Raw genomic sequence first — 18,256 nt, 5'->3', positions numbered from 1 at the left:
CCAATCGGGCAATGCACCCGCGCAAAGAAAAAGGTCGGATGCGATTGCATCCGACCTTTGACCGGGAACGTGTCCAACTGATTTGGTGGGCCCGCAGGGGTTCGAACCCTGGACCAAAGGATTATGAGTCCTCTGCTCTAACCGACTGAGCTACAGGCCCGGAAAACGGGCCATTCTACTGGTCGTTGCTCACACTTTCCAGGAAGCTCTTCAACCGCTCGGAACGGGTGGGGTGGCGTAGCTTGCGCAACGCCTTGGCCTCGATCTGCCGGATCCGTTCGCGGGTGACGTCGAACTGCTTGCCGACTTCTTCCAGCGTGTGGTCGGTGTTCATATCGATGCCGAAACGCATGCGCAGTACCTTGGCCTCGCGTGGCGTGAGCGTATCGAGGATTTCCTTGGTGGCTTCGCGCAGACCGGCGTACACGGCAGCATCCGACGGCGCCATGTTGTTCTGGTCCTCGATGAAGTCGCCCAGATGCGAGTCGTCGTCGTCGCCGATCGGCGTCTCCATCGAGATCGGCTCCTTGGCGATCTTGAGGATCTTGCGGATCTTCTCTTCCGGCATCTCCATCTTTTCGGCCAGTTCCTCCGGAGTCGGCTCGATGCCGGTTTCCTGCAGGATCTGCCGCTGGATGCGGTTCATCTTGTTGATCGTCTCGATCATGTGCACCGGAATCCGGATGGTGCGTGCCTGGTCGGCGATCGAACGGGTGATGGCCTGACGGATCCACCATGTGGCATAGGTCGAGAATTTGTAGCCGCGGCGATATTCGAACTTGTCCACCGCCTTCATCAGACCGATGTTGCCTTCCTGGATCAAATCAAGGAATTGCAAACCGCGGTTGGTGTACTTCTTCGCGATCGAGATCACCAGCCGCAGGTTGGCCTCGATCATCTCGCGCTTGGCACGGCGGGCCTTGGCCTCGCCGGTGCTCATCTGCCGATTGATCTCCTTGAGTTCCTTGATCGGCAGCCGGGCCTGCTTCTGCTGTTCAGCAAGCTTGCTCTGCTTTTCCATGATCGCGTGCTGATAGCGTTCCAGCACCTCGGAATACGGACGACCTGCGGCGATCTCCTCGACCACCCAGGTGGTGTCGGTTTCGCGACCCGGGAAGGTCTTGATGAAGTGATCGCGCGGCATCTGCACCTTCTGGAGGCACAGGTCCATGATCTCGCGCTCGTGGCCACGGATGTCGTCGACCATGGTGCGTAGCTGGTCACACAGCGCCTCCACCTGGCGGGCGGAGAAGCGGATGAACTGGAACTGCTCGGCGATCGCCTGCTGCGCGGCGACATAGTTCTTGCCCTGCACACCCTCGCTCGCCAGTGCCTTCATCATGCGGGCAAACTGCTCGCGCACCACTTCGAAGTGCTCGCGCACCTGACCTTTGAGCAATTCAAGATTGGCGCTGGCGATGGCTTCGCTGTCTTCATCCTCAGCGCCTTCCTCGCCTTCCTCCCCTTCCAGGTCGTCGTCCTCGGACAGCTCGGGAGGCGGCGTCTCTTCTTCCTGGGCATTGGGGTCGATGACGCCGTCGATCACATCATCGATGCGGATTTCGTCGTTCAGACCCTTGTCGACCAGTTCGAGGATGGTCTCGATGGTGGTCGGGCAGGCGGAAATCGCCTGGATCATATGCTTGAGGCCTTCCTCGATCCGCTTGGCGATCTCGATCTCGCCTTCACGGGTGAGGAGCTCCACCGTACCCATTTCACGCATATACATGCGAACCGGGTCGGTGGTGCGGCCGAACTCCGAATCCACCGAGGACAAGGCGGCCTCGGCCTCCTCGACGGCATCGTCATCGGTGACCGCCGGGGTAGCGTCGGACATCAGCAGTTCTTCGGCATCGGGTGCTTCGTCATACACCTGGATGCCCATATTCGCGATCATGCTGATCACACCTTCGATCTGCTCGGCATCGAGCATGTCGTCAGGCAGGTGATCATTGATCTCGGCGTAGGTCAGGTAGCCCCGCTCCTTGCCCAACACGATCAACGACTTGAACTTGGCCTTGCGGGCATCCGCGTCCATTTTCTCGCCGTTCTCGCGCTTGGGCTCCTTGAAGTCGGTGCGCTCAGCCTCTTCTCTATCGAACTCGTGATCTGTCGCCATGTGTCGTGGGACTCGGAAAGATTCGGAAAAACCGAGGATTATATCAGATCGGTACGACCAATTGATGTCGTATAAATTCCGATCACCCCTGAAATTTTTGTCGTTTCTGCTGTTGTTCTGCAGCCACCAGGGCGATGTACTCCTGCTTCTCGTGCTCGGTGAGGCCACCATGCACCGCCCGGTATTCAAGCTCAGCCTTACGGTCCAGTGTAGTCGGTAGCGCCAGCGACTGCCCGATCACCGCCAGCGACTCGGCGAACTCCTTTTGCAGCCCTTCCGGGTCAGCCTGCCCCCTGCCGAACAGGTTGCTGGCCTGTGCCGACAGTGCCAACAACTGCTCGAACTCCGCCTCGCCACGCCACAGTTCGACAAGCTGCATGCCGGTTTCGAATTGGCCGTATTCGCGTGCCGCGCTCAACACCGCACAAGCCAGCTTGACCTTGCCGTGCGCAGCCCAGCCCAGCCACACCGGCTCGGCCTGACGCGCCAACGCGGGATCGGCCAGCGTCAGTTGCAGCAGACGCTCGACCAGATCCTGCCGATTCCTGCCGGAGACGGAAGGCACCGCCGCACGCCCCGACCGGTACTCCTGGCGCTGTCGCGTCGGTTCGCCATGCCCACGGCGCTCGCTCTGCCCTCGCGCAACGGCAGGCGCCTGTCCGTCCAAGATGGAGTCCAGTTCGCTCAGTTCCAAGCGGCACAGTTGCCCCAGCCGCTTCTTCAGCATCAGCGCATAGGCTGGCGCCTTGACCCGCGCCAGGAGCGGACTCGCCAGATGGATGAGGCGCGCGCGGCCTTCGTCGCTTTCGAGCTCGACCTGGCTTGCCAGTTCGCGCAACAGGAATTGTGCGAGCGGTACCGCATCCTGCACCACGCATTGCTCGAAGCGCTCGCGACCGAAGGCGCGCACGTAGGAGTCCGGATCATGTTCTTCCGGCAGAAACAGAAAAGTAAGCTTCTTGCCGTCGGCCAGCAGATCAAGGCTGTTTTCCAGCGCCCGCCAGGCCGCCCGCCGCCCGGCCTTGTCGCCATCGAAGCAAAACACCACGTCGTCGGCCAGCTTGAGCAGCTTGCGCACATGCTCGGGGGTACAGGCAGTGCCGAGCGTAGCCACAGCGTATTCCACGCCGTGCTGCGCCAGCATCACCACATCCATATACCCTTCGACCACCAGCACCCGACCGACGTCGCGGATCGCGGCCCGCGCCTGAGCAAGACCGTACAGCTCGCGCCCTTTCTCGAATACCGGGGTTTCCGGCGAATTGAGGTACTTGGGCTCGCCCTGCCCCATCACCCGGCCACCGAAGCCGATCACCGCGCCACGCTGGTTGAGGATGGGAAACATGACCCGATCGCGAAACCGGTCGTAGCGGCGACGGGTCACTTCCTTGTCGACCACCAATCCCGCCTCGGCCAGCAACGCATTCCAGTCATAGTCCGGAAAGACCTGCTTCAAAGCCTGCCAATCGTCCCCACCCGGCGCATACCCCAGGCCATATCGGGCGGCAGTGCGCCCTTCCAGGCCCCGCCCCTTGAGATAGGCGATCGCCTGCGGTGCCCCCTTGAGCTGCTGACGGTAGAAGTCGCTCGCCGCCTTCAGCACGTCGAACAGCCCCGGTTCGGCCTTGGGTGCCTGCGGCATGCCCACCGCCTCCTGCGGCACCTGCAGGCCCACCGATTCGGCCAGCTTGCGGATCGCCTCGGGATAGGACAGCGCCTCGTACTCCATCACAAACCCGACTGCGGAGCCATGCGCGCCACAACCGAAGCAATGGTAGAACTGCTTGGTCGGGCTGACCGTGAACGACGGGGATTTTTCCTTGTGGAAAGGACAGCAGGCGGCGTAGTTCTGCCCAGCCTTCTTGAGCGGCAGGTAGCGTTCGATCACGTCGACGATATCGACCCGGTTGAGCAGATCCTGGATGAAGGATTCGGGGATGCGCGCCATGGCCGATCAGGCAGATGCCGCTACGACATTGGACAGGCATCGTGATGACGTCCCGTTCCGGGACGGTGCTGTCCATTCGTCAATACGGCGCTGCAGTTGCTCCATTGCCATTACGATACCCCTGCCAACCATGGCCGCGGCATCGGAACCGCGTCACTACGCCTACCCGCGCACGTGTCGCCTGGACCAGCAGCAACCCTGCCACGCTCCGGTGCGACCCTCAGGGCCAACCTTGCGCTCAGCCCAGCCGGGCCTTGACGAGCCTGTTCACCTCGGCCATGTCGGCACGGCCGGCCAGGCCTGCCTTGAGATCGGTCATGATCCTGCCCATTGCCGCCGGCGTGTTGCCGTGCACGGCAATGGTCTTGGCAACAGCGGCATCGATTTCGGCCTGCGAGAGCCGTTGCGGCATGTAGGCACTCAACACCACCACCTCGGCCTTTTCCTTGTCCGCAAGATCCTGCCGCTGCGCCGCCTCATATTGCTCGATGCTGTCCTTGCGCTGCTTGAGCATCTTCTCGATCACTGCGACGATGGCGGCATCGTCCAGCTCGATCCGCTCGTCCACCTCGCGTTGTTTAATGGCCGCCATCAGCAGGCGGATGGCCCCCAGGCGCTCGGCATCACGCGCTTTCATCGCGCTTTTCATGTCTTCCTGGATGCGGGCTTTGAGGCTCATGGACAGCTCCTGGGTGGCACGGCAGGGGTAAAGCATAAAGACCGAAAGGCCGCATGAAAGCGGCCTTTTAGCTCGGACGGCAGATCGCCTTAGTACAGCTTGGGCGGCAGCTGCTGGCTGCGCAGGCGCTTGTAGTGACGCTTAACGGCGGCAGCAAGCTTGCGCTTGCGCTCTGCGGTGGGCTTTTCGTAGAACTCGCGCGAACGCAGTTCGGTCAGCAGACCCGTCTTTTCCACCGCACGCTTGAAGCGGCGCATCGCGACTTCAAACGGCTCGTTTTCTTTAACGCGTACAGAAGGCATCGAGCAAAATCCTGTTCGTAGGTCCAAGCTAGGACACTTTGATGAAGTCGGCGATTATGCGCTGCAAGCGCTCGCCTGTCAAAACGTTCTCTTTGCGTGCAAACACTTAGCGATTACGATGTCGCGTTTTTGCAGCATATAGACGAGTTCCAGCATGCTGGTCCTGGGCATCGAATCCTCGTGCGACGAAACCGGCGTCGCACTCTACCATAGCGTCGACGGGTTGCTGGCGCACCGCATCCACTCGCAGATCGCGATGCATACCGAGTATGGCGGCGTCGTACCCGAGCTGGCCTCGCGGGATCACATCCGCCGCGCGCTGCCGCTGACCGAGGCCTGCCTTGCAGAAGCCGGCAGACGCCTGAACGAACTGGATGCGATTGCCTACACACAAGGGCCGGGGCTGGCGGGCGCACTGCTGGTCGGCGCCTCCGTCGCCAATGCACTCGGATTTGCCCTGCAAAAGCCGGTCATCGGTGTGCACCATCTGGAAGGCCATCTGCTCTCGCCACTGCTGGCCGATCCACCGCCGACGTTTCCGTTCGTGGCACTGCTGGTCTCGGGGGGGCACACCCAGCTGATGGCAGTGCGCGGGATCGGTGAGTATCAGTTGCTCGGGGAAACGGTGGACGATGCCGCCGGCGAAGCGTTCGACAAGTCGGCCAAGCTGCTGGGCCTTGGCTATCCGGGCGGGCCGGCGCTATCCAGGCTTGCCGATGCCGGTGACCCGAAGCGGTTCACCTTGCCGCGGCCGATGCTGCATTCGGGCGACCTCGATCTCAGCTTCTCGGGCCTGAAGACCGCGGTCCTCAATCTGGTGCGGCAGCAAACACCGCTCGACGACGCCACTCGCGCCGATATCTGCGCCGCCTTCCAGGAAGCCATCGTCGACGTGCTCACCCGCAAATGTCTGGCCGCCCTCAAGCAGACCGGCATGCAGCGGCTGGTGATTGCCGGTGGCGTGGGCGCCAACCGCCAGCTGCGGGCTGCGCTCGATGACGCGACGGCCAAGCGGCGCATGCAGGTGTTCTACCCGCCCTTGTCCTTGTGCACCGACAACGGCGCGATGATTGCGTTTGCCGGTGCCATGCGGCTCAAGGAAGCCCGGCACGAATACAGCTACTGCGCCAAGCCACGCTGGCCGCTCGCCAGCCTGCCGGCCGCATAAGGACCGCCCACCCCTCGCGCTCGGGCGTGAGGCTTAGGCTACGACGAAAGTCTCGTCGATCAACCCGCCCAGCACCAGCCGCAACTGCTGGCCGCCATGGATGGGCCCGACGCCTTCGGGCGTGCCGGTGAAGATCAGATCCCCCTCGCTCAGCCCGAAGCGCTCGGAAATCCATGCGATCAGAGCGGGGACATCGAACGCCATAAGCCGGGCATCGGCATATTGCCGGGTGTCACCGTCGACCTCCAGCCGGTAGACCACCTCGCCAGGAAACGGAATCGCCGCCGCCGGCACGAATCCGGTCACCACCGCCGAACCGGCATACCCCTTGGCAAGCGTCCAGGGCTGGCCATTCTTCTTGGCCTGCGCCTGCACATCACGCGCGGTCAGGTCCAACCCGAGCCCGTATCCCGCCACGTATGACAGCGCGGCCGCGCGGTCGATGTTCCGTCCACTGCGCCCGATCGCCACCACCAGCTCGGCTTCGTGGTGGATCTCGTTCGACCATGGGGGCAGCGGGATCGGCGCTCCCGGCAGCAGCAACGCCGAAGTGGGCTTGAGGAACACCACGGGCTCGGGGCCGATGGCGGCCCCCATTTCCGCGGCATGAGCCATGTAGTTGCGCGCCACGCAGAAGATATTCTCCACCCGCAACGGGCGCTCACCGATCCGGATTGCCGCCATCTTCGTCCTGCTCCTGGTCAGGCCAGCCAGCGTGCCACGCTGAACAGCAGGATGACCGCGAGCCAGAGCAGCACCGAGCGCCAGATCAACCCGACCGCGCTGGCAAGATAATCGGGGCTCACATCATCACCCAAACCCAGTTCCGGGCGGAATTTGACGGTATGGTCCTGGTGCAGCGCCTCGCCCAGACGGATGCCGATCGCGCCCGCACCCGCAGCCAACAGAATGCCGTGCGCATAGTTGCCCCATGCCCGCGCCTGCGAGCGCCAGCAGTAGACGGCGTCCTCGAAGTCGCCCATCACGGCGAAGCCCGCTGCGGTGATGCGCACCGGCAGATAGTCGAGCCATTCAAGCACGGTCAAGGCCCACCGTCCGAACGGCTCGGTGTCGGCGTAGGCGCCCCACTTCTGCGCCAGGAGATTGGCCCCACGGTAGAACACTGCACCGAGCGGCCCGGCACACCATGCCAGGGCGACAAACCAGAAGATGGTGCCGAACACATAGCGGTAGGAATCGATCAGGCCCTGCTCCACCGCCACCCGCGACACCTCGTCTTCGTTCATCTCGGAAGCATGCTGCCCGGTCCATGCGGCCAGCAGACGTTGTGCGGTCGGCAGATCATCGATCTGCAGCGCCTTGGATATACCGGAGAAGGCGTGGCTGAACTGCCTGAAACCCATGGTCAGGTACAGCACCACGATGGTCCAGGCCAGACCAGCCAAGGGATGGAGCCAATCGAGCAGGAAGTAGAGGCCGGCGGTGATCGCCAGCAGCGGCGTCATCACCACCACCCAGCCATACACACCGTTGCGGTATTCGCCGGCGTTGAAGGCGCGTTTGAGCCGGTTGGCCAGGCGCCCGAACGCCAGATAGGCCCAGTTGCGGTTGCTGATGGGGCGGATTTGTTCGAGTGCAAGGGCGATGATCAACGATAGAATGGTCATGGTTGCCTATTTCCTGACAGCAAAGCCGGCTAGATTCTGTCAGCTGCACGATACCACAGGCCCGGCCGACCCCGCAGCCGCTGCGATCGACTCTTGAAATGTGCCCGTTTCGCCCCCAGATGCCCAACCGGATTTCACGAAATAAAGACCAGGCAGCCCTCCCCGCGCGCCGGCCGGCATCGGCGGCATGGCTTGTCCGACGCTCACCCCATAGACCGCAACCCTCACTGGAGACCCACATGGAACACAAACTGCCCGAACTGCCGTACGCCCAGGACGCACTGGCGCCGCACATGTCCGCCGAAACCCTGTCGTTCCATTACGGCAAGCATCACCAGACCTACGTGACCAACCTGAACAATCTGATCAAGGGCACCGAGTACGAAAACCTCCCGCTCGAGGAGATCGTCAAGAAAGCCCCGGCAGGCGGCCTGTTCAACAATGCTGCGCAAGTGTGGAACCACACCTTCTTCTGGTTCGGCTTCAAGCCCAACGCGCAAGGGGAAGAGCGCCTGCCGGGCGGTGCGCTGGCGGATGCGATCAATGCCAAGTGGGGCAGCTTCGACAAGTTCAAGGAAACGTTCAATGCCTCGGCGGCCGCCAACTTCGGTTCGGGCTGGACCTGGCTGGTCAGGAAGGCCGACGGCACGCTCGACATCGTCAACACCTCCAACGCCGCAACACCGCTGACCACCGCGGACGTACCGCTGCTGACCTGTGACGTCTGGGAGCACGCCTACTACATCGACTACCGCAACAGCCGCCCGAACTATCTGTCGGGCTTCTGGAAGCTGGTGGACTGGGACGCGGTGGCGCAACGGCTGGGCGCCTGACCCACCACACCGCGCCCTCCGCTCATCGGAGCCCAACGGCGCGGGCAGCATGCTCGCAAAGGGAGAGTCTTTACTCTCCCTTTTCGTTTGCTGACGCCGCCACCCGCGTCCCGATGCTGCGCCGGCCTGCCGGCCCGCCGCCATGCAGGCCCACGGACACGTCAGCATTGCAGCGCTGCCTGCCCTTGGCATGCTGGGATTGCTTGCAAATGCAAGGCGTCCCCGGGGGCATGCCGTCACTCCACTGACCTGCAGCCCCCGCCTTCACAGGATGAACCCCGGCCGCAGTCGGCGGTCTCAGCGCTGCCGTGGCCCGGACAGGCCATGCCATCGGCAATCCGCTCCCAAGCCGCGACAATATTAGGTTTGGCCTATAAACCAAGCTTGATCCTGTCTTAAACCGCGTATTAGGATGGCGACCGGAGGAAATGAAGCCCGCAGCCGGATCGTCAGGCCGTGGATTCGCCATACAGCACGTTGAGATAACTACAAATGCAAAATCGTCGCTTACAACACGCTCGTGGCTTTACGCTGCTTGAGCTGCTGGTCGTGATTCTGATCATCGCCATGCTGGCCGGCTATGTCGGCCCCCGGCTGTTCGGCAAGGTCGGCGAGGCGCGCGCCAAGACCGCGAGCGGTCAGATGAAGTCGCTGTCTGATGCACTGGACCAGTACCGGCTCGACAATGGCGGTTATCCCAGCACCGAACAAGGCCTGGCGGCATTGACCGACAAGCCGGCCGACGCCACCAAGTGGAACGGTCCCTATCTGACCAAGGCCGTCCCCAACGATCCGTGGGACCGCCCCTACATCTATCGCCGCCCCGGCGAGAACGGCCGCGAATTCGACCTCCTCACCCATGGCGCCGACGGCAAGCAAGGCGGCACCGGCGAGGATGCGGACATCGTATTCTAAGCCGCGCCACCCTTAGCCCATCACCGCGGGTGACGCCCTCATGCGCTACAAGGTCAAAGCGCTGCAGGCAGGCCGCCTGACCGAAGTCGAACTCGATGCCGCCAACGAGGCGGAGTTACGGGAACGGCTTGTCAACAAAGGCCTGCAGGCAGTATCGATCAAGGCCGAACGCCGTCTTTCGTTCCGTAAGAGCGATTTTGCGCTTTCGCTGTTCACGCAGGAACTGATCGCGTTGCTCGAAGCGGGCCTGACGCTGGTGGAGGCCGTCGAGACGCTGAGGGACAAGAGCGGACAGGACGGCAGCCGCATCGTGCTTACCCGGATGATCGAGGGCCTGTATCAGGGCCTGCCGCTGTCCAAGGTGCTGCTGCAGATGCCTGAGCATTTTCCGCCGCTGTATGTCGCCACGGTCGGTTCGGCCGAGAAGACCGGCCATCTGGCCGATGCGCTCAAGCGCTACCACCACTATGAATCGCGACTGGCGATGGTGCGCAAGAAGGTGGTTTCGGCGCTGGTGTATCCGCTGGTGATCATCACCATCGGTGGCGCCATCATGTTGTTCCTGCTGTTCTATGTCATTCCAAAGTTCAGTCAGATCTACGCCAGCATGAAGACCCTGCCGTTCGCGGCGCAGGTGATGCTGTGGTGGGGGGAACTGGTACACAGCAACGGCACGACCATCTTTGCCGCCATCATCGGCACCATCGCCGCCATCGTGATGCTGCTGCGCACGCAGACGGTCCAGACCATGCTGCAGGAGCTGTTCTGGCGCATTCCACGGCTCGAGGAGTACCGCCGGCTGTTCGCCCTGACCCGCTTCTACCGGACCGTGGGCCTGCTGCTGGCCGGCGGGCTGTCGATCGTGGCTGCGATGGATCTGGCGGCCCAGCTGCTGCCGCAGTCGATGCGCTTGGCGCTGAGCCGCGCCATCGTCGACATCAAGTCCGGCCAGGGCGTCTCGGCCACGCTGCCCAAGTACGGGCTGACCACGCCCGTGTCGGAGCGCCTGCTGCGCGTGGGCGAACAGAGCGGCGAGCTTGCGACCATGACCGAGCGCGCTGCGCAGTTCTGCGACGAGGAGCTTGAACGCGCGATCGAGATGTTCACGCGGCTGTTCGAACCGATCCTGATGCTGATCATTGGCATCCTGATCGGCACCATCGTCTTCCTGCTCTATATGCCGATCTTCGAACTTGCGGGGAACATGCAATGAAGCGGCGCCATACCGCCACGAGGCCGCCATGGGCGAACTGACCCTGGACCTGATCCATCACCTGCGCCAGACCGGCGGCGAAGCGGGCATGCCGTTCATGATCCAGCAGACGCTGGGCCTGGACGACGAAGGCTATCGCAGCGAGGTCGGCAGCTTTCTCGGCATGCCGGCGCTGACGCTGGAAGACCTGTCCGCGCTGTTCCCGCGTTATGACCTCGTGCCCTACGCCGAGGCGGTGTCACGCCAATGCGTGATCGCCGAGGACACCGACGCCACCTTGCTGCTGGTGCTGGCCGATCCGTTCGATCCGGTCACACGCAACTGGGTGCAGCAGCGACTGAACGGTACCGTCTACCGCAGCGCTTTTGCCCATTTCGATGATGTGCGCAGTTATCTCGAGGGATTCGAGAACTCCCACCGCGCGATGGATCAGCTCGCTATGGGCGAGAGCGGCGCGGAAAGCGGCGAGAACGTGCCGGAGATCTCGCTCGCGACCATCGCCCAGGACAACAACCCCATCGTCAAGCTGGTCAATTCCACGCTGTACGATGCGCTGCGCTCCAAGGCGTCCGACATCCACTTGGAAAGCACACCGTCGGGGCTGTCGATCAAATACCGGATCGACGGGGTGCTGTTGCATATCGGCGGCGCCAACGGAGTCGAAACCGCCGAGCAGGTGATCTCACGGCTCAAGGTGCTGGCCGATCTGGACATCTCCGAACACCGCATTCCGCAGGATGGCCGCTTCAAGGTGCTGATGAACCAGCGCGACATCGACTTCCGGGTGTCCATCATGCCCTCGATCTGGGGTGAGGACGCGGTGCTGCGGGTGCTGGACAAGCAGAACGGCGGCGATGCGTTCAAGCAGCTGCGGCTGGATATCCTCGGCCATGACGAGCACACGATGGCGGCGATCCGCAACCTGTCGCATGAGCCCTATGGCCTGCTGCTGGTGACCGGGCCCACCGGCTCGGGCAAGTCGACCACGCTCTATGCCACGCTGTCCGAGATCAATACCGGCGAAGAAAAGATCATCACCATCGAGGACCCGGTCGAATACCAGCTCGCCGGCGTGCTGCAGATCCCGGTCAACGACAAGAAGGGGCTTACCTTCGCCCGCGGGCTGCGCTCCATCCTGCGTCACGACCCGGACAAGATCCTGGTCGGCGAGATCCGCGACGGCGAGACCGCCAACATCGCGGTGCAGGCCGCGCTCACCGGTCACCTGGTGCTGACCTCGGTGCACGCCAACAATGTGTTCTCGGTGCTTGACCGCTTCATGCACATGGGCGTCGAGCCCAACAGCTTTGTTGACGCGCTGATCGGCGTGGTCGCGCAGCGGCTGATCCGCAAGATCTGCCCCCATTGCATCACGGATGACACACCGGACGAGGAGTTGCTGAGCACCTCCGGCCTGACCAGCATGCAGGTGGCCGGCTGGCGCTTTCGCAAGGGACGCGGCTGCCAGGCCTGCCGCGACACCGGCTACCTGGGCCGCCGTGCCATCGCCGAGGTGCTGCGCCTGAACGATGAACTCAAGCAGGCCATCGCCAGCCGTGCGCCGGCCGTGGAAGTCAAGCAACTGGCAGCCAGGCATGGCTTCATCTCGATGCGACGCGTGGCGCTCAACGCCGTGTCGCGTGGCGAAACCACCTTGCAGGAAATCAATCGTGTCACCTTTGTGGATTGAGCACAGCGCGTGGCTGACGCGGCACGAGGCGCTGCTGGCAAGCGGCGCGCGGCCCGGGGGCGGCATCGTGCACCGGCAACGTGCGGCGATCGACAACAACCCGGACACGGCCGTGCTGCACCTGCAGCAGCTGCTGGGCGACGCGCCGCGCGGCCGGATCGGTCAGCTCGATTCGTTGCAGCTGCTGCTGGGCAGCACCTGGGTACGCTACGCGGTACTGCCGTGGCAGGATGACCTTTACAAGGATACGGACTGGGAAGGCTATGCCCGGGTGGTCCTTGCCCGGCATTTCGGCGTTTCCGTTGAGACCTGGCGCATCCGGGTGGCCCCGGCCGGCTATGGCAAGCCGCGGATCGCCAGTGCGGTGGATCAAGGCTTCTATCAGACGCTGGTCGAGCTGGCGCGTGCGCGCAAGCTGCGACTGAACGGCATCACCCCGCTGCTGACCAGCGCGATCAACCAACATCGCGGCAAGCTCAAGGGCCGCGAATTCGGCCTGGTGCTGCTGGAATCCGAACACGCCACCTGCGCCTTCCACCGCGCCGGTGCCTGGCAGGGCGTGGTCACGCTGGCCAACACCATGCGCGAGGAGGCCGAAGCCTTCGCGCTGGCCGCGATGGTGCGCGATGCCGCGATGCTCACCGGGCAGGAACTGCCCGAACAGCTGTATGTGGTGTCGTCCGAAATCGGGATGCTCAACGGTGAGGTGGCCGATTTCGATGTGCAGTGGCTAGGAGGCGTCCATGGATGCTTTGCCCACCGCAGCGACTGGCAGGGTACGGAGGTGCGGCGATGAAGGCGCTGCAACTCGATTTCCAGAAAGCCCCGCGCACCACGCCGTGGCTGGGGCTGCTGCTGACCGCGCTGGGCGTGCTCGCACTGGTGTGGGTGATCGCCGAACAGGACGCCGCCCGCTACCGGGCCGAGGAACTGAGCACGCGGGAAGAGCAGTACGCGCTGCGCAAACGCAACCTCGAAGCGGCCCAGCTTGCCGCGCAGAAGCAGCAGCCGGCCAATGAGAAAGTCGCGGCCATCCTGCGCGCGCAACGCTCGCAGATGCTGCCGGCGCTGTCGGTGCTGGAACAGACCTGGCAACCGGACGTTGCGTATACCCGTATCGACGTCAGCGTGCCCGACCGCAGCATCAAGATGGAACTGGAAGCACGCACGTTGGATGCCGTGCTCACCCTGGTCGATACCCTGTCGGCCAAGCCGGCGATCGAAAAGGTGACACTCGCCAGGCAAGGGGTGAAGCTGGCCGACCCCTATCGGCCGGTGCAGGCAGCGATCGAAGTACGCTGGCGGGAGGCAGGCCAATGAACGCCAAGCAACTGACCTGGCATGCGCGGCAATGGTCGCGCCACGCCGGCATCCTCGGTCTGGTCGGTGGCGCCCTGCTGCTCGGAGCTCTGTTCATCCAGCGCCAGGAGGTCGTGCCGTTCGAACGGGATCTGCTCGAGCGTGAGCAGAAACTCGAGGAAAACCAGCGGTCGCTACGCCAGCCGGCGGCCACACCGGCCTCGGCCGTCGAGCAGGCCGCGCTCAACCCGCCCGAGAGCTTCACCGAGTTTCTGCGGCGCGCCTCGCAGATTGCCGGCAGGAATCGGCTGTCGGTGCTGCAGTCCGAATACAAGATGGTCAGCGAAGGCGGTGGCCACCTGGTGCGCTATGGCCTGCAGTTCCCGGCCAATGGCCGCTATCCGGATGTGCGCGGCTTCATCGCCGACCTGGAAAAGCTGCCCGGGGTCCGGGTGGAGGCGATCTCGATGTCCCGGTTGCAGATCGGTGACGAGCTGCTGTCGATCCAGATGCAGCTCAGCTACCTGACGGAGGTGCGCTGATGCTGTCGCGCCCCGTATTGGCCCTGCTGGCCGGCGCCTTGCTGCTGATGGCCTACGCCTGGTACCAGGAACAGCAGGCCTCCGAGGAAGCCGCCGCCGCACCGCGCCGCGCCGCCACCGGCCAGATCGGTCAGCCCGTGCCCTCGCCCACCCCGGCACGCAGCGCCGAACCCGCGGCGACCGAGGCCAGCCAGGCCCAAGGCTTCAACCTCTTTGCACAGCAGACCTGGGCCCCGCCACCGCCACCACCGCCGCCACCGGCCAAACCCACACCGACACCGGTACCGGTGGCACCGCCGCTGCCGTTCGTCGTGGTGGGCAGTTGGCACGAGCGCGGTGCGGACCAGATCATCATCGAAGCCAATGGCCAGCAGTTCGTGCTGTGCCGCCGTTGCGAGGCACTGGGCCGGATCCAGCCCGGCGAGACCTTGCTCGGGGTCTACCGCGTGGATGACATCACGCGTGACGCCATTACCCTTACATTCATGCCATTGAATCAGCAGCAGACGCTGCCGGTAGGAGGAACGCCGTGAAACGCGCGTTGACCATCACCCTGATCGCCACTGCATTGCTGATGGGCTGCGCCGCAGACCGCGCCCGCCAGCAAGGTACGAACATGATCCAGCAAGGCGAAGCCCAGCAGGGGCTGGGCTACCTGAAGGAGCAGCTGGCTCAGCATCCGAACGACGCCAAGCTGCGCGCCGCGTACGAGCGCGAGCTGATCCGCCTGCTGCAGCAACTGCAGGCCGAGGCCGAGACGGCGATCGAACGCGCCGACTATGCCACGGCCACTGCACGCTACCAGCAGATGCTGTCGTGGGACGCCTCCAACTACCGCGCCAAGGAAGCGCTGCTGCAGCTTGAAGGCGCGGCCAAGCGCGACTCGATGCTCAGGTTCGCCAAGGAGAACAAGGACCTGCGGCCGGACGAGGCCCTGGAGGTGCTCAAGCAGATCCTGGCGGACGACCCGCGCAATACGCAGGCGCAGCGGCTGAAGGACGATATCCTGGCGCGCCGCGCACGCGAGGCCAATCTCAAGCCGGTGCTGGCACAGGCGCTCAAGAGCCCGATCTCGCTGCAGTTCCGCGACCAGCCGCTGATGAGTGTGTTCGACATCATCGCCCGCATCGGCAAGGTCAACTTCATCTTCGACCGCGACGTGCCGCCCAACCTGAAGACCACCATCTTCGCGCGCGACACCACGGTCGAGGACGTGATCAACCTGTTGCTGGCCACCAACCAGCTCGAAAAGAAGATCCTCAACGACAACACCATCATGATCTACCCGAAGCGGCCCGATAAGGACCGCGACTACAAGGATCTGGTGATGCGCACCTTCTATCTGAACAACGCCGACCCCAAGCAGGTGCTGGCGATGCTCAAACAGATGGTGAAGACCCGCGATGTCTATATCGACGAGCGGCTCAACATGATCATCATGCGCGACACCCCCGAGGCGATCGCCGTGGCCGAGCGGCTGATCACCGCGCAGGACCTGCCGCAGTCCGAGGTGGTGTTCGATGTGGAAGTGCTGGAGGTGACCGATTCGGACGTGCTCAACCTCGGCATCCGCTACCCCGATTCGCTGACTGCCGAGTTGAGCACCACGCTCGATGGCACCAATGCCAGCTCGCTCACGCTGAGCAAGCTTGCCAACATCAACCGCAGCAATGTGCTCGTCAACCTGGGCAAGCCCTCGATCACCGCCAATTTCCTGCAGCGGCGCGGCGATACCACACTGCTTGCCAACCCGAAGATCCGCGTCAAGAACCGTGACAAGGCCAAGGTCGTGATCGGCGACCGGCTGCCGGTGATCACCACCACCAACTCCAACGGCGTGACGTCCGAAACCGTGAACTACCAGGACGTGGGCCTGACGTTGAACGTGGAGCCGGCGATCAGCAATGAAGGCGATATCGGGGTCAAGGTGACGCTGGAAGTCTCGAACCTGGTGGAAAAGGTCCCGACCGCCAACGGTGGTGTGGCCTACCAGATCGGTACCCGCCGCGCCGAGACCAACATGTCGGTGCGTGACGGCGAGACCCAGGTGCTCGCCGGCCTGTTGCAGCGCTCCAACCAGATCACCAAGGCCGGGCTGCCCGGGTTGAGCGACTTGCCCATCCTCGACCGGCTGTTCGGCAGCCGCAACGACGATCGCAAGCAGACCGAGGTCATCCTGATGATCACCCCGCGCATCGTGCGCAACCTGTCCGTGCCCGGCCAGTATGTGACCCAGTTCGACAGCGGCACTGAATCGTCGATCTCGACCGACCCGCTACGGTTGCGCAATGCCTCGACCGTCACGATCAATGCACCGTCGGGCGGTACGCAGCCCATGGCCCAGCCGATGCCGCAGCCGGTGCCCCAACCCCAGCCCGCACCGCAGCCGGTACCGCAGGACCAACCTGCGGCCGAGCCGATCCGCGCCGGCATGGGCCGCCGGTGACGGTACGCACCGACGACGCATCATGAGACGCCTGGGCGGCTTCACCCTGATCGAGCTGATGGTCACGCTGACCATCCTGGCGGTGCTCGCGTCGGTGGCACTGCCGCTGTCGCAGGTGGCGGCCACCCGCTCGCGCGAGGAAGAACTGCGCCGGGCGCTGTGGCAGATCCGCAGCGCCATCGACGCCTACAAGCAGGCCACCGACGAAGGCCGGGTGCAGAAATCGCTCGACGAGAGCGGCTACCCACCGGAGCTGGCCGCGCTGACCGATGGCGTGAAGGATGTGAAGGACCCGACCGGGCGTAATATCTACTTCCTGCGGCGCATGCCGCGCGACCCGTTCTGCGATTGCCCAAGCATGACCAATGCCCAGACCTGGGGCCTGCGCAGCTACGCCAGCCCACCGGATGCCCCTGCCGAAGGCCGCGATGTCTACGATGTCTATTCCAAATCCGAAGGGGCGGGCCTCAATGGCGTGCCCTATCGCGACTGGTGACCACCGCCTATGAATGTTGTTGCCCCCCGTCGCGGCTTCACGCTGATCGAACTCCTGGTGGTGCTTGCCATCATGGCCAGCTTGCTCACGCTGGTGGTGCCGCGCTATTTCCAGCAGACCGACAAAGCCTCGGAGACTGTGCTCAAGCACAATCTCGTCGCCATGCGCGATGCACTCGACAAGTTCTACGCCGATACCGGGCGCTACCCCGCCACGCTCGAAGAAATGGTCGAGCGCAAATATCTGCGGGAGATCCCGGTCGACCCCATCAGCGGCAAGCGCGACGCATGGCAGATCATCAACCCCGAGAACGGCACCGGCGTATATGACATCAAGAGCGGCGCGCCGGGGAACGACAGCGATGGCAAGGCGTTCAGCGAATACTAGCCCGCGTCGCCAGCAGGGTTTTGCCTACGCGTGGGTGTTGATGATGGTGCTGGTGATGGGCATCTACCTGGCCGAGCTGGGCGATGTCTGGCAGACCCGCATCCGTCGCGCGCGCGAAGAGGAGCTGCTGATCGTCGGCGACGAAATCCGCCGCGCGATCAAGGCCTATTCCGAGCAGAACAGCGGCCAGGGGCCGCAGTATCCCAAGACCCTGGACGATCTGGTGCAGGACCCGCGCGTGCCCTTTGCGCGGCGCTTCCTGCGCCGCCCCTACAAGGACCCGATCACTGGCGAGGATTGGTCCTATATCGGCGCTCCTGGCGGCGGCTTCATGGGCGTGTTCAGCAAATCCAACGACAAACCGCTCAAACAATGGGGCTTTACCGCCCAATACAGCGGCTTTGCCGACAAGACCAGCTACCAGGAATGGAAATTCGCCCACTGGCCAGGGGGCGGTAGCCGTACCCGCTGAAACCGGGCGGCGGTGTGATGTTGTCAACAACCGATTGACGCCATCGTCAGCCAAGCTGGTCACGACGGCAAAAGCTTTCATGCCAATGGCGCAAAAGTGCCATTTATCGATAAAATGCG

The 18,256-nt window shown here is 63.6% G+C and carries 19 protein-coding genes and 1 tRNA gene; 13 read left to right on the top strand and 7 right to left on the bottom strand.

The features are described 5' to 3' along the window. Positions 1-83: 83 nt before the first annotated feature. From N8I74_RS07335 to rpsU, 5 genes are all read right to left on the bottom strand, one after another. A tRNA-Ile gene (locus tag N8I74_RS07335) sits at positions 84-160 on the bottom strand. A gap of 15 nt (positions 161-175) precedes the next feature. Then, complete coding sequence (gene rpoD / locus N8I74_RS07330) at positions 176-2,119, bottom strand: RNA polymerase sigma factor RpoD (RefSeq protein WP_263126226.1); 1,944 nt, start codon at positions 2,117-2,119, stop codon at positions 176-178. A gap of 82 nt (positions 2,120-2,201) precedes the next feature. Further along, positions 2,202-4,067, bottom strand: a complete 1,866-nt coding sequence (gene dnaG, locus N8I74_RS07325; RefSeq protein ID WP_263126225.1) for a DNA primase — start codon at positions 4,065-4,067, stop codon at positions 2,202-2,204. A 238-nt stretch (positions 4,068-4,305) separates the two neighbouring features. After that, positions 4,306-4,746, bottom strand: coding sequence for a GatB/YqeY domain-containing protein (locus N8I74_RS07320; RefSeq protein WP_308445880.1), 441 nt, complete (start codon positions 4,744-4,746; stop codon positions 4,306-4,308). 89 nt (positions 4,747-4,835) lie between these two features. Beyond that, positions 4,836-5,048 (bottom strand): 30S ribosomal protein S21, encoded by a 213-nt coding sequence (gene rpsU, locus N8I74_RS07315; protein WP_026262804.1) that lies wholly within the window; start codon positions 5,046-5,048, stop codon positions 4,836-4,838. A 154-nt stretch (positions 5,049-5,202) separates the two neighbouring features. On the opposite strand from rpsU, the gene tsaD reads away from it, so the two are divergent. Beyond that, on the top strand, positions 5,203-6,216 hold the full coding sequence (tsaD, locus tag N8I74_RS07310; protein ID WP_263126224.1) for a tRNA (adenosine(37)-N6)-threonylcarbamoyltransferase complex transferase subunit TsaD: 1,014 nt from the start codon (positions 5,203-5,205) through the stop codon (positions 6,214-6,216). A gap of 33 nt (positions 6,217-6,249) precedes the next feature. Here the strand turns inward: tsaD and N8I74_RS07305 are convergent, their stop codons facing one another. Together N8I74_RS07305 and N8I74_RS07300 are read right to left on the bottom strand one after the other, a co-directional pair. After that, a complete protein-coding gene (locus tag N8I74_RS07305; RefSeq protein ID WP_263126223.1) occupies positions 6,250-6,900 on the bottom strand; it encodes a fumarylacetoacetate hydrolase family protein in 651 nt (216 codons plus the stop codon). A gap of 17 nt (positions 6,901-6,917) precedes the next feature. Then, positions 6,918-7,844, bottom strand: a complete 927-nt coding sequence (locus N8I74_RS07300) for a CobD/CbiB family protein (RefSeq protein WP_263126222.1) — start codon at positions 7,842-7,844, stop codon at positions 6,918-6,920. Positions 7,845-8,083: 239 nt separating this feature from the next. On the opposite strand from N8I74_RS07300, the gene N8I74_RS07295 reads away from it, so the two are divergent. The 12 genes from N8I74_RS07295 to N8I74_RS07240 all read left to right on the top strand — a co-directional run bounded on the left by N8I74_RS07295 (position 8,084) and on the right by N8I74_RS07240 (position 18,137). Then, positions 8,084-8,677 carry a superoxide dismutase gene (locus N8I74_RS07295; protein ID WP_263126221.1) on the top strand — a complete coding sequence of 198 codons (594 nt, stop codon included), beginning with the start codon at positions 8,084-8,086 and terminating at the stop codon, positions 8,675-8,677. Between the two features lie 492 nt (positions 8,678-9,169). Next, a complete protein-coding gene (gene gspG / locus N8I74_RS07290) occupies positions 9,170-9,592 on the top strand; it encodes a type II secretion system major pseudopilin GspG (protein ID WP_263126220.1) in 423 nt (140 codons plus the stop codon). Between the two features lie 40 nt (positions 9,593-9,632). Then, positions 9,633-10,805, top strand: coding sequence for a type II secretion system F family protein (locus tag N8I74_RS07285; protein ID WP_263126219.1), 1,173 nt, complete (start codon positions 9,633-9,635; stop codon positions 10,803-10,805). A 28-nt stretch (positions 10,806-10,833) separates the two neighbouring features. Then, positions 10,834-12,495, top strand: a complete 1,662-nt coding sequence (locus tag N8I74_RS07280) for a GspE/PulE family protein (protein ID WP_263126216.1) — start codon at positions 10,834-10,836, stop codon at positions 12,493-12,495. Continuing rightward, positions 12,476-13,291 carry a hypothetical protein gene (locus tag N8I74_RS07275; RefSeq protein WP_263126214.1) on the top strand — a complete coding sequence of 272 codons (816 nt, stop codon included), beginning with the start codon at positions 12,476-12,478 and terminating at the stop codon, positions 13,289-13,291. The genes N8I74_RS07280 and N8I74_RS07275 overlap by 20 nt, the downstream gene beginning before the upstream one ends. Beyond that, positions 13,288-13,815 (top strand): hypothetical protein, encoded by a 528-nt coding sequence (locus tag N8I74_RS07270; protein ID WP_263126213.1) that lies wholly within the window; start codon positions 13,288-13,290, stop codon positions 13,813-13,815. Before N8I74_RS07275 ends, N8I74_RS07270 begins: the two co-directional genes overlap by 4 nt. Further along, on the top strand, positions 13,812-14,336 hold the full coding sequence (locus N8I74_RS07265) for a hypothetical protein (protein WP_263126212.1): 525 nt from the start codon (positions 13,812-13,814) through the stop codon (positions 14,334-14,336). Before N8I74_RS07270 ends, N8I74_RS07265 begins: the two co-directional genes overlap by 4 nt. Then, on the top strand, positions 14,336-14,869 hold the full coding sequence (locus tag N8I74_RS07260) for a hypothetical protein (protein WP_263126211.1): 534 nt from the start codon (positions 14,336-14,338) through the stop codon (positions 14,867-14,869). The genes N8I74_RS07265 and N8I74_RS07260 overlap by 1 nt, the downstream gene beginning before the upstream one ends. Next, positions 14,866-16,782: a secretin N-terminal domain-containing protein gene (locus N8I74_RS07255; protein WP_263126210.1), complete on the top strand. Its 1,917-nt coding sequence runs from the start codon at positions 14,866-14,868 to the stop codon at positions 16,780-16,782. The genes N8I74_RS07260 and N8I74_RS07255 overlap by 4 nt, the downstream gene beginning before the upstream one ends. Before the next feature lie 22 nt (positions 16,783-16,804). Further along, complete coding sequence (locus N8I74_RS07250) at positions 16,805-17,278, top strand: type II secretion system protein (RefSeq protein WP_263126209.1); 474 nt, start codon at positions 16,805-16,807, stop codon at positions 17,276-17,278. 9 nt (positions 17,279-17,287) lie between these two features. Then, positions 17,288-17,665, top strand: coding sequence for a type II secretion system protein (locus tag N8I74_RS07245; protein WP_263126208.1), 378 nt, complete (start codon positions 17,288-17,290; stop codon positions 17,663-17,665). Next, positions 17,640-18,137: a type II secretion system protein gene (locus N8I74_RS07240; protein WP_263126207.1), complete on the top strand. Its 498-nt coding sequence runs from the start codon at positions 17,640-17,642 to the stop codon at positions 18,135-18,137. The genes N8I74_RS07245 and N8I74_RS07240 overlap by 26 nt, the downstream gene beginning before the upstream one ends. The last annotated feature ends 119 nt before the right edge of the window (positions 18,138-18,256 follow it).

Origin of the sequence: Chitiniphilus purpureus (assembly GCF_025642115.1) — a bacterium.
GTDB lineage: Bacteria > Pseudomonadota > Gammaproteobacteria > Burkholderiales > Chitinibacteraceae > Chitiniphilus > Chitiniphilus purpureus.
Note: the sequence above shows the minus strand (reverse complement) of the source record. Positions and strands in the feature narration are given on the sequence as shown.

Bases quoted from the DNA above. Each gene is read 5' to 3' on its own strand.
- rpoD (WP_263126226.1), bottom strand. From the start codon at position 2,119: ATGGCGACAGATCACGAGTTCGATAGAGAAGAGGCTGAGCGCACCGAC.
- dnaG (WP_263126225.1), bottom strand. From the start codon at position 4,067: ATGGCGCGCATCCCCGAATCCTTCATCCAGGATCTGCTCAACCGGGTC.
- N8I74_RS07320 (WP_308445880.1), bottom strand. From the start codon at position 4,746: ATGAGCCTCAAAGCCCGCATCCAGGAAGACATGAAAAGCGCGATGAAA.
- rpsU (WP_026262804.1), bottom strand. From the start codon at position 5,048: ATGCCTTCTGTACGCGTTAAAGAAAACGAGCCGTTTGAAGTCGCGATG.
- tsaD (WP_263126224.1), top strand. From the start codon at position 5,203: ATGCTGGTCCTGGGCATCGAATCCTCGTGCGACGAAACCGGCGTCGCA.
- N8I74_RS07305 (WP_263126223.1), bottom strand. From the start codon at position 6,900: ATGGCGGCAATCCGGATCGGTGAGCGCCCGTTGCGGGTGGAGAATATC.
- N8I74_RS07300 (WP_263126222.1), bottom strand. From the start codon at position 7,844: ATGACCATTCTATCGTTGATCATCGCCCTTGCACTCGAACAAATCCGC.
- N8I74_RS07295 (WP_263126221.1), top strand. From the start codon at position 8,084: ATGGAACACAAACTGCCCGAACTGCCGTACGCCCAGGACGCACTGGCG.
- gspG (WP_263126220.1), top strand. From the start codon at position 9,170: ATGCAAAATCGTCGCTTACAACACGCTCGTGGCTTTACGCTGCTTGAG.
- N8I74_RS07285 (WP_263126219.1), top strand. From the start codon at position 9,633: ATGCGCTACAAGGTCAAAGCGCTGCAGGCAGGCCGCCTGACCGAAGTC.
- N8I74_RS07280 (WP_263126216.1), top strand. From the start codon at position 10,834: ATGGGCGAACTGACCCTGGACCTGATCCATCACCTGCGCCAGACCGGC.
- N8I74_RS07270 (WP_263126213.1), top strand. From the start codon at position 13,288: ATGAAGGCGCTGCAACTCGATTTCCAGAAAGCCCCGCGCACCACGCCG.
- N8I74_RS07265 (WP_263126212.1), top strand. From the start codon at position 13,812: ATGAACGCCAAGCAACTGACCTGGCATGCGCGGCAATGGTCGCGCCAC.
- N8I74_RS07260 (WP_263126211.1), top strand. From the start codon at position 14,336: ATGCTGTCGCGCCCCGTATTGGCCCTGCTGGCCGGCGCCTTGCTGCTG.
- N8I74_RS07250 (WP_263126209.1), top strand. From the start codon at position 16,805: ATGAGACGCCTGGGCGGCTTCACCCTGATCGAGCTGATGGTCACGCTG.
- N8I74_RS07245 (WP_263126208.1), top strand. From the start codon at position 17,288: ATGAATGTTGTTGCCCCCCGTCGCGGCTTCACGCTGATCGAACTCCTG.
- N8I74_RS07240 (WP_263126207.1), top strand. From the start codon at position 17,640: ATGGCAAGGCGTTCAGCGAATACTAGCCCGCGTCGCCAGCAGGGTTTT.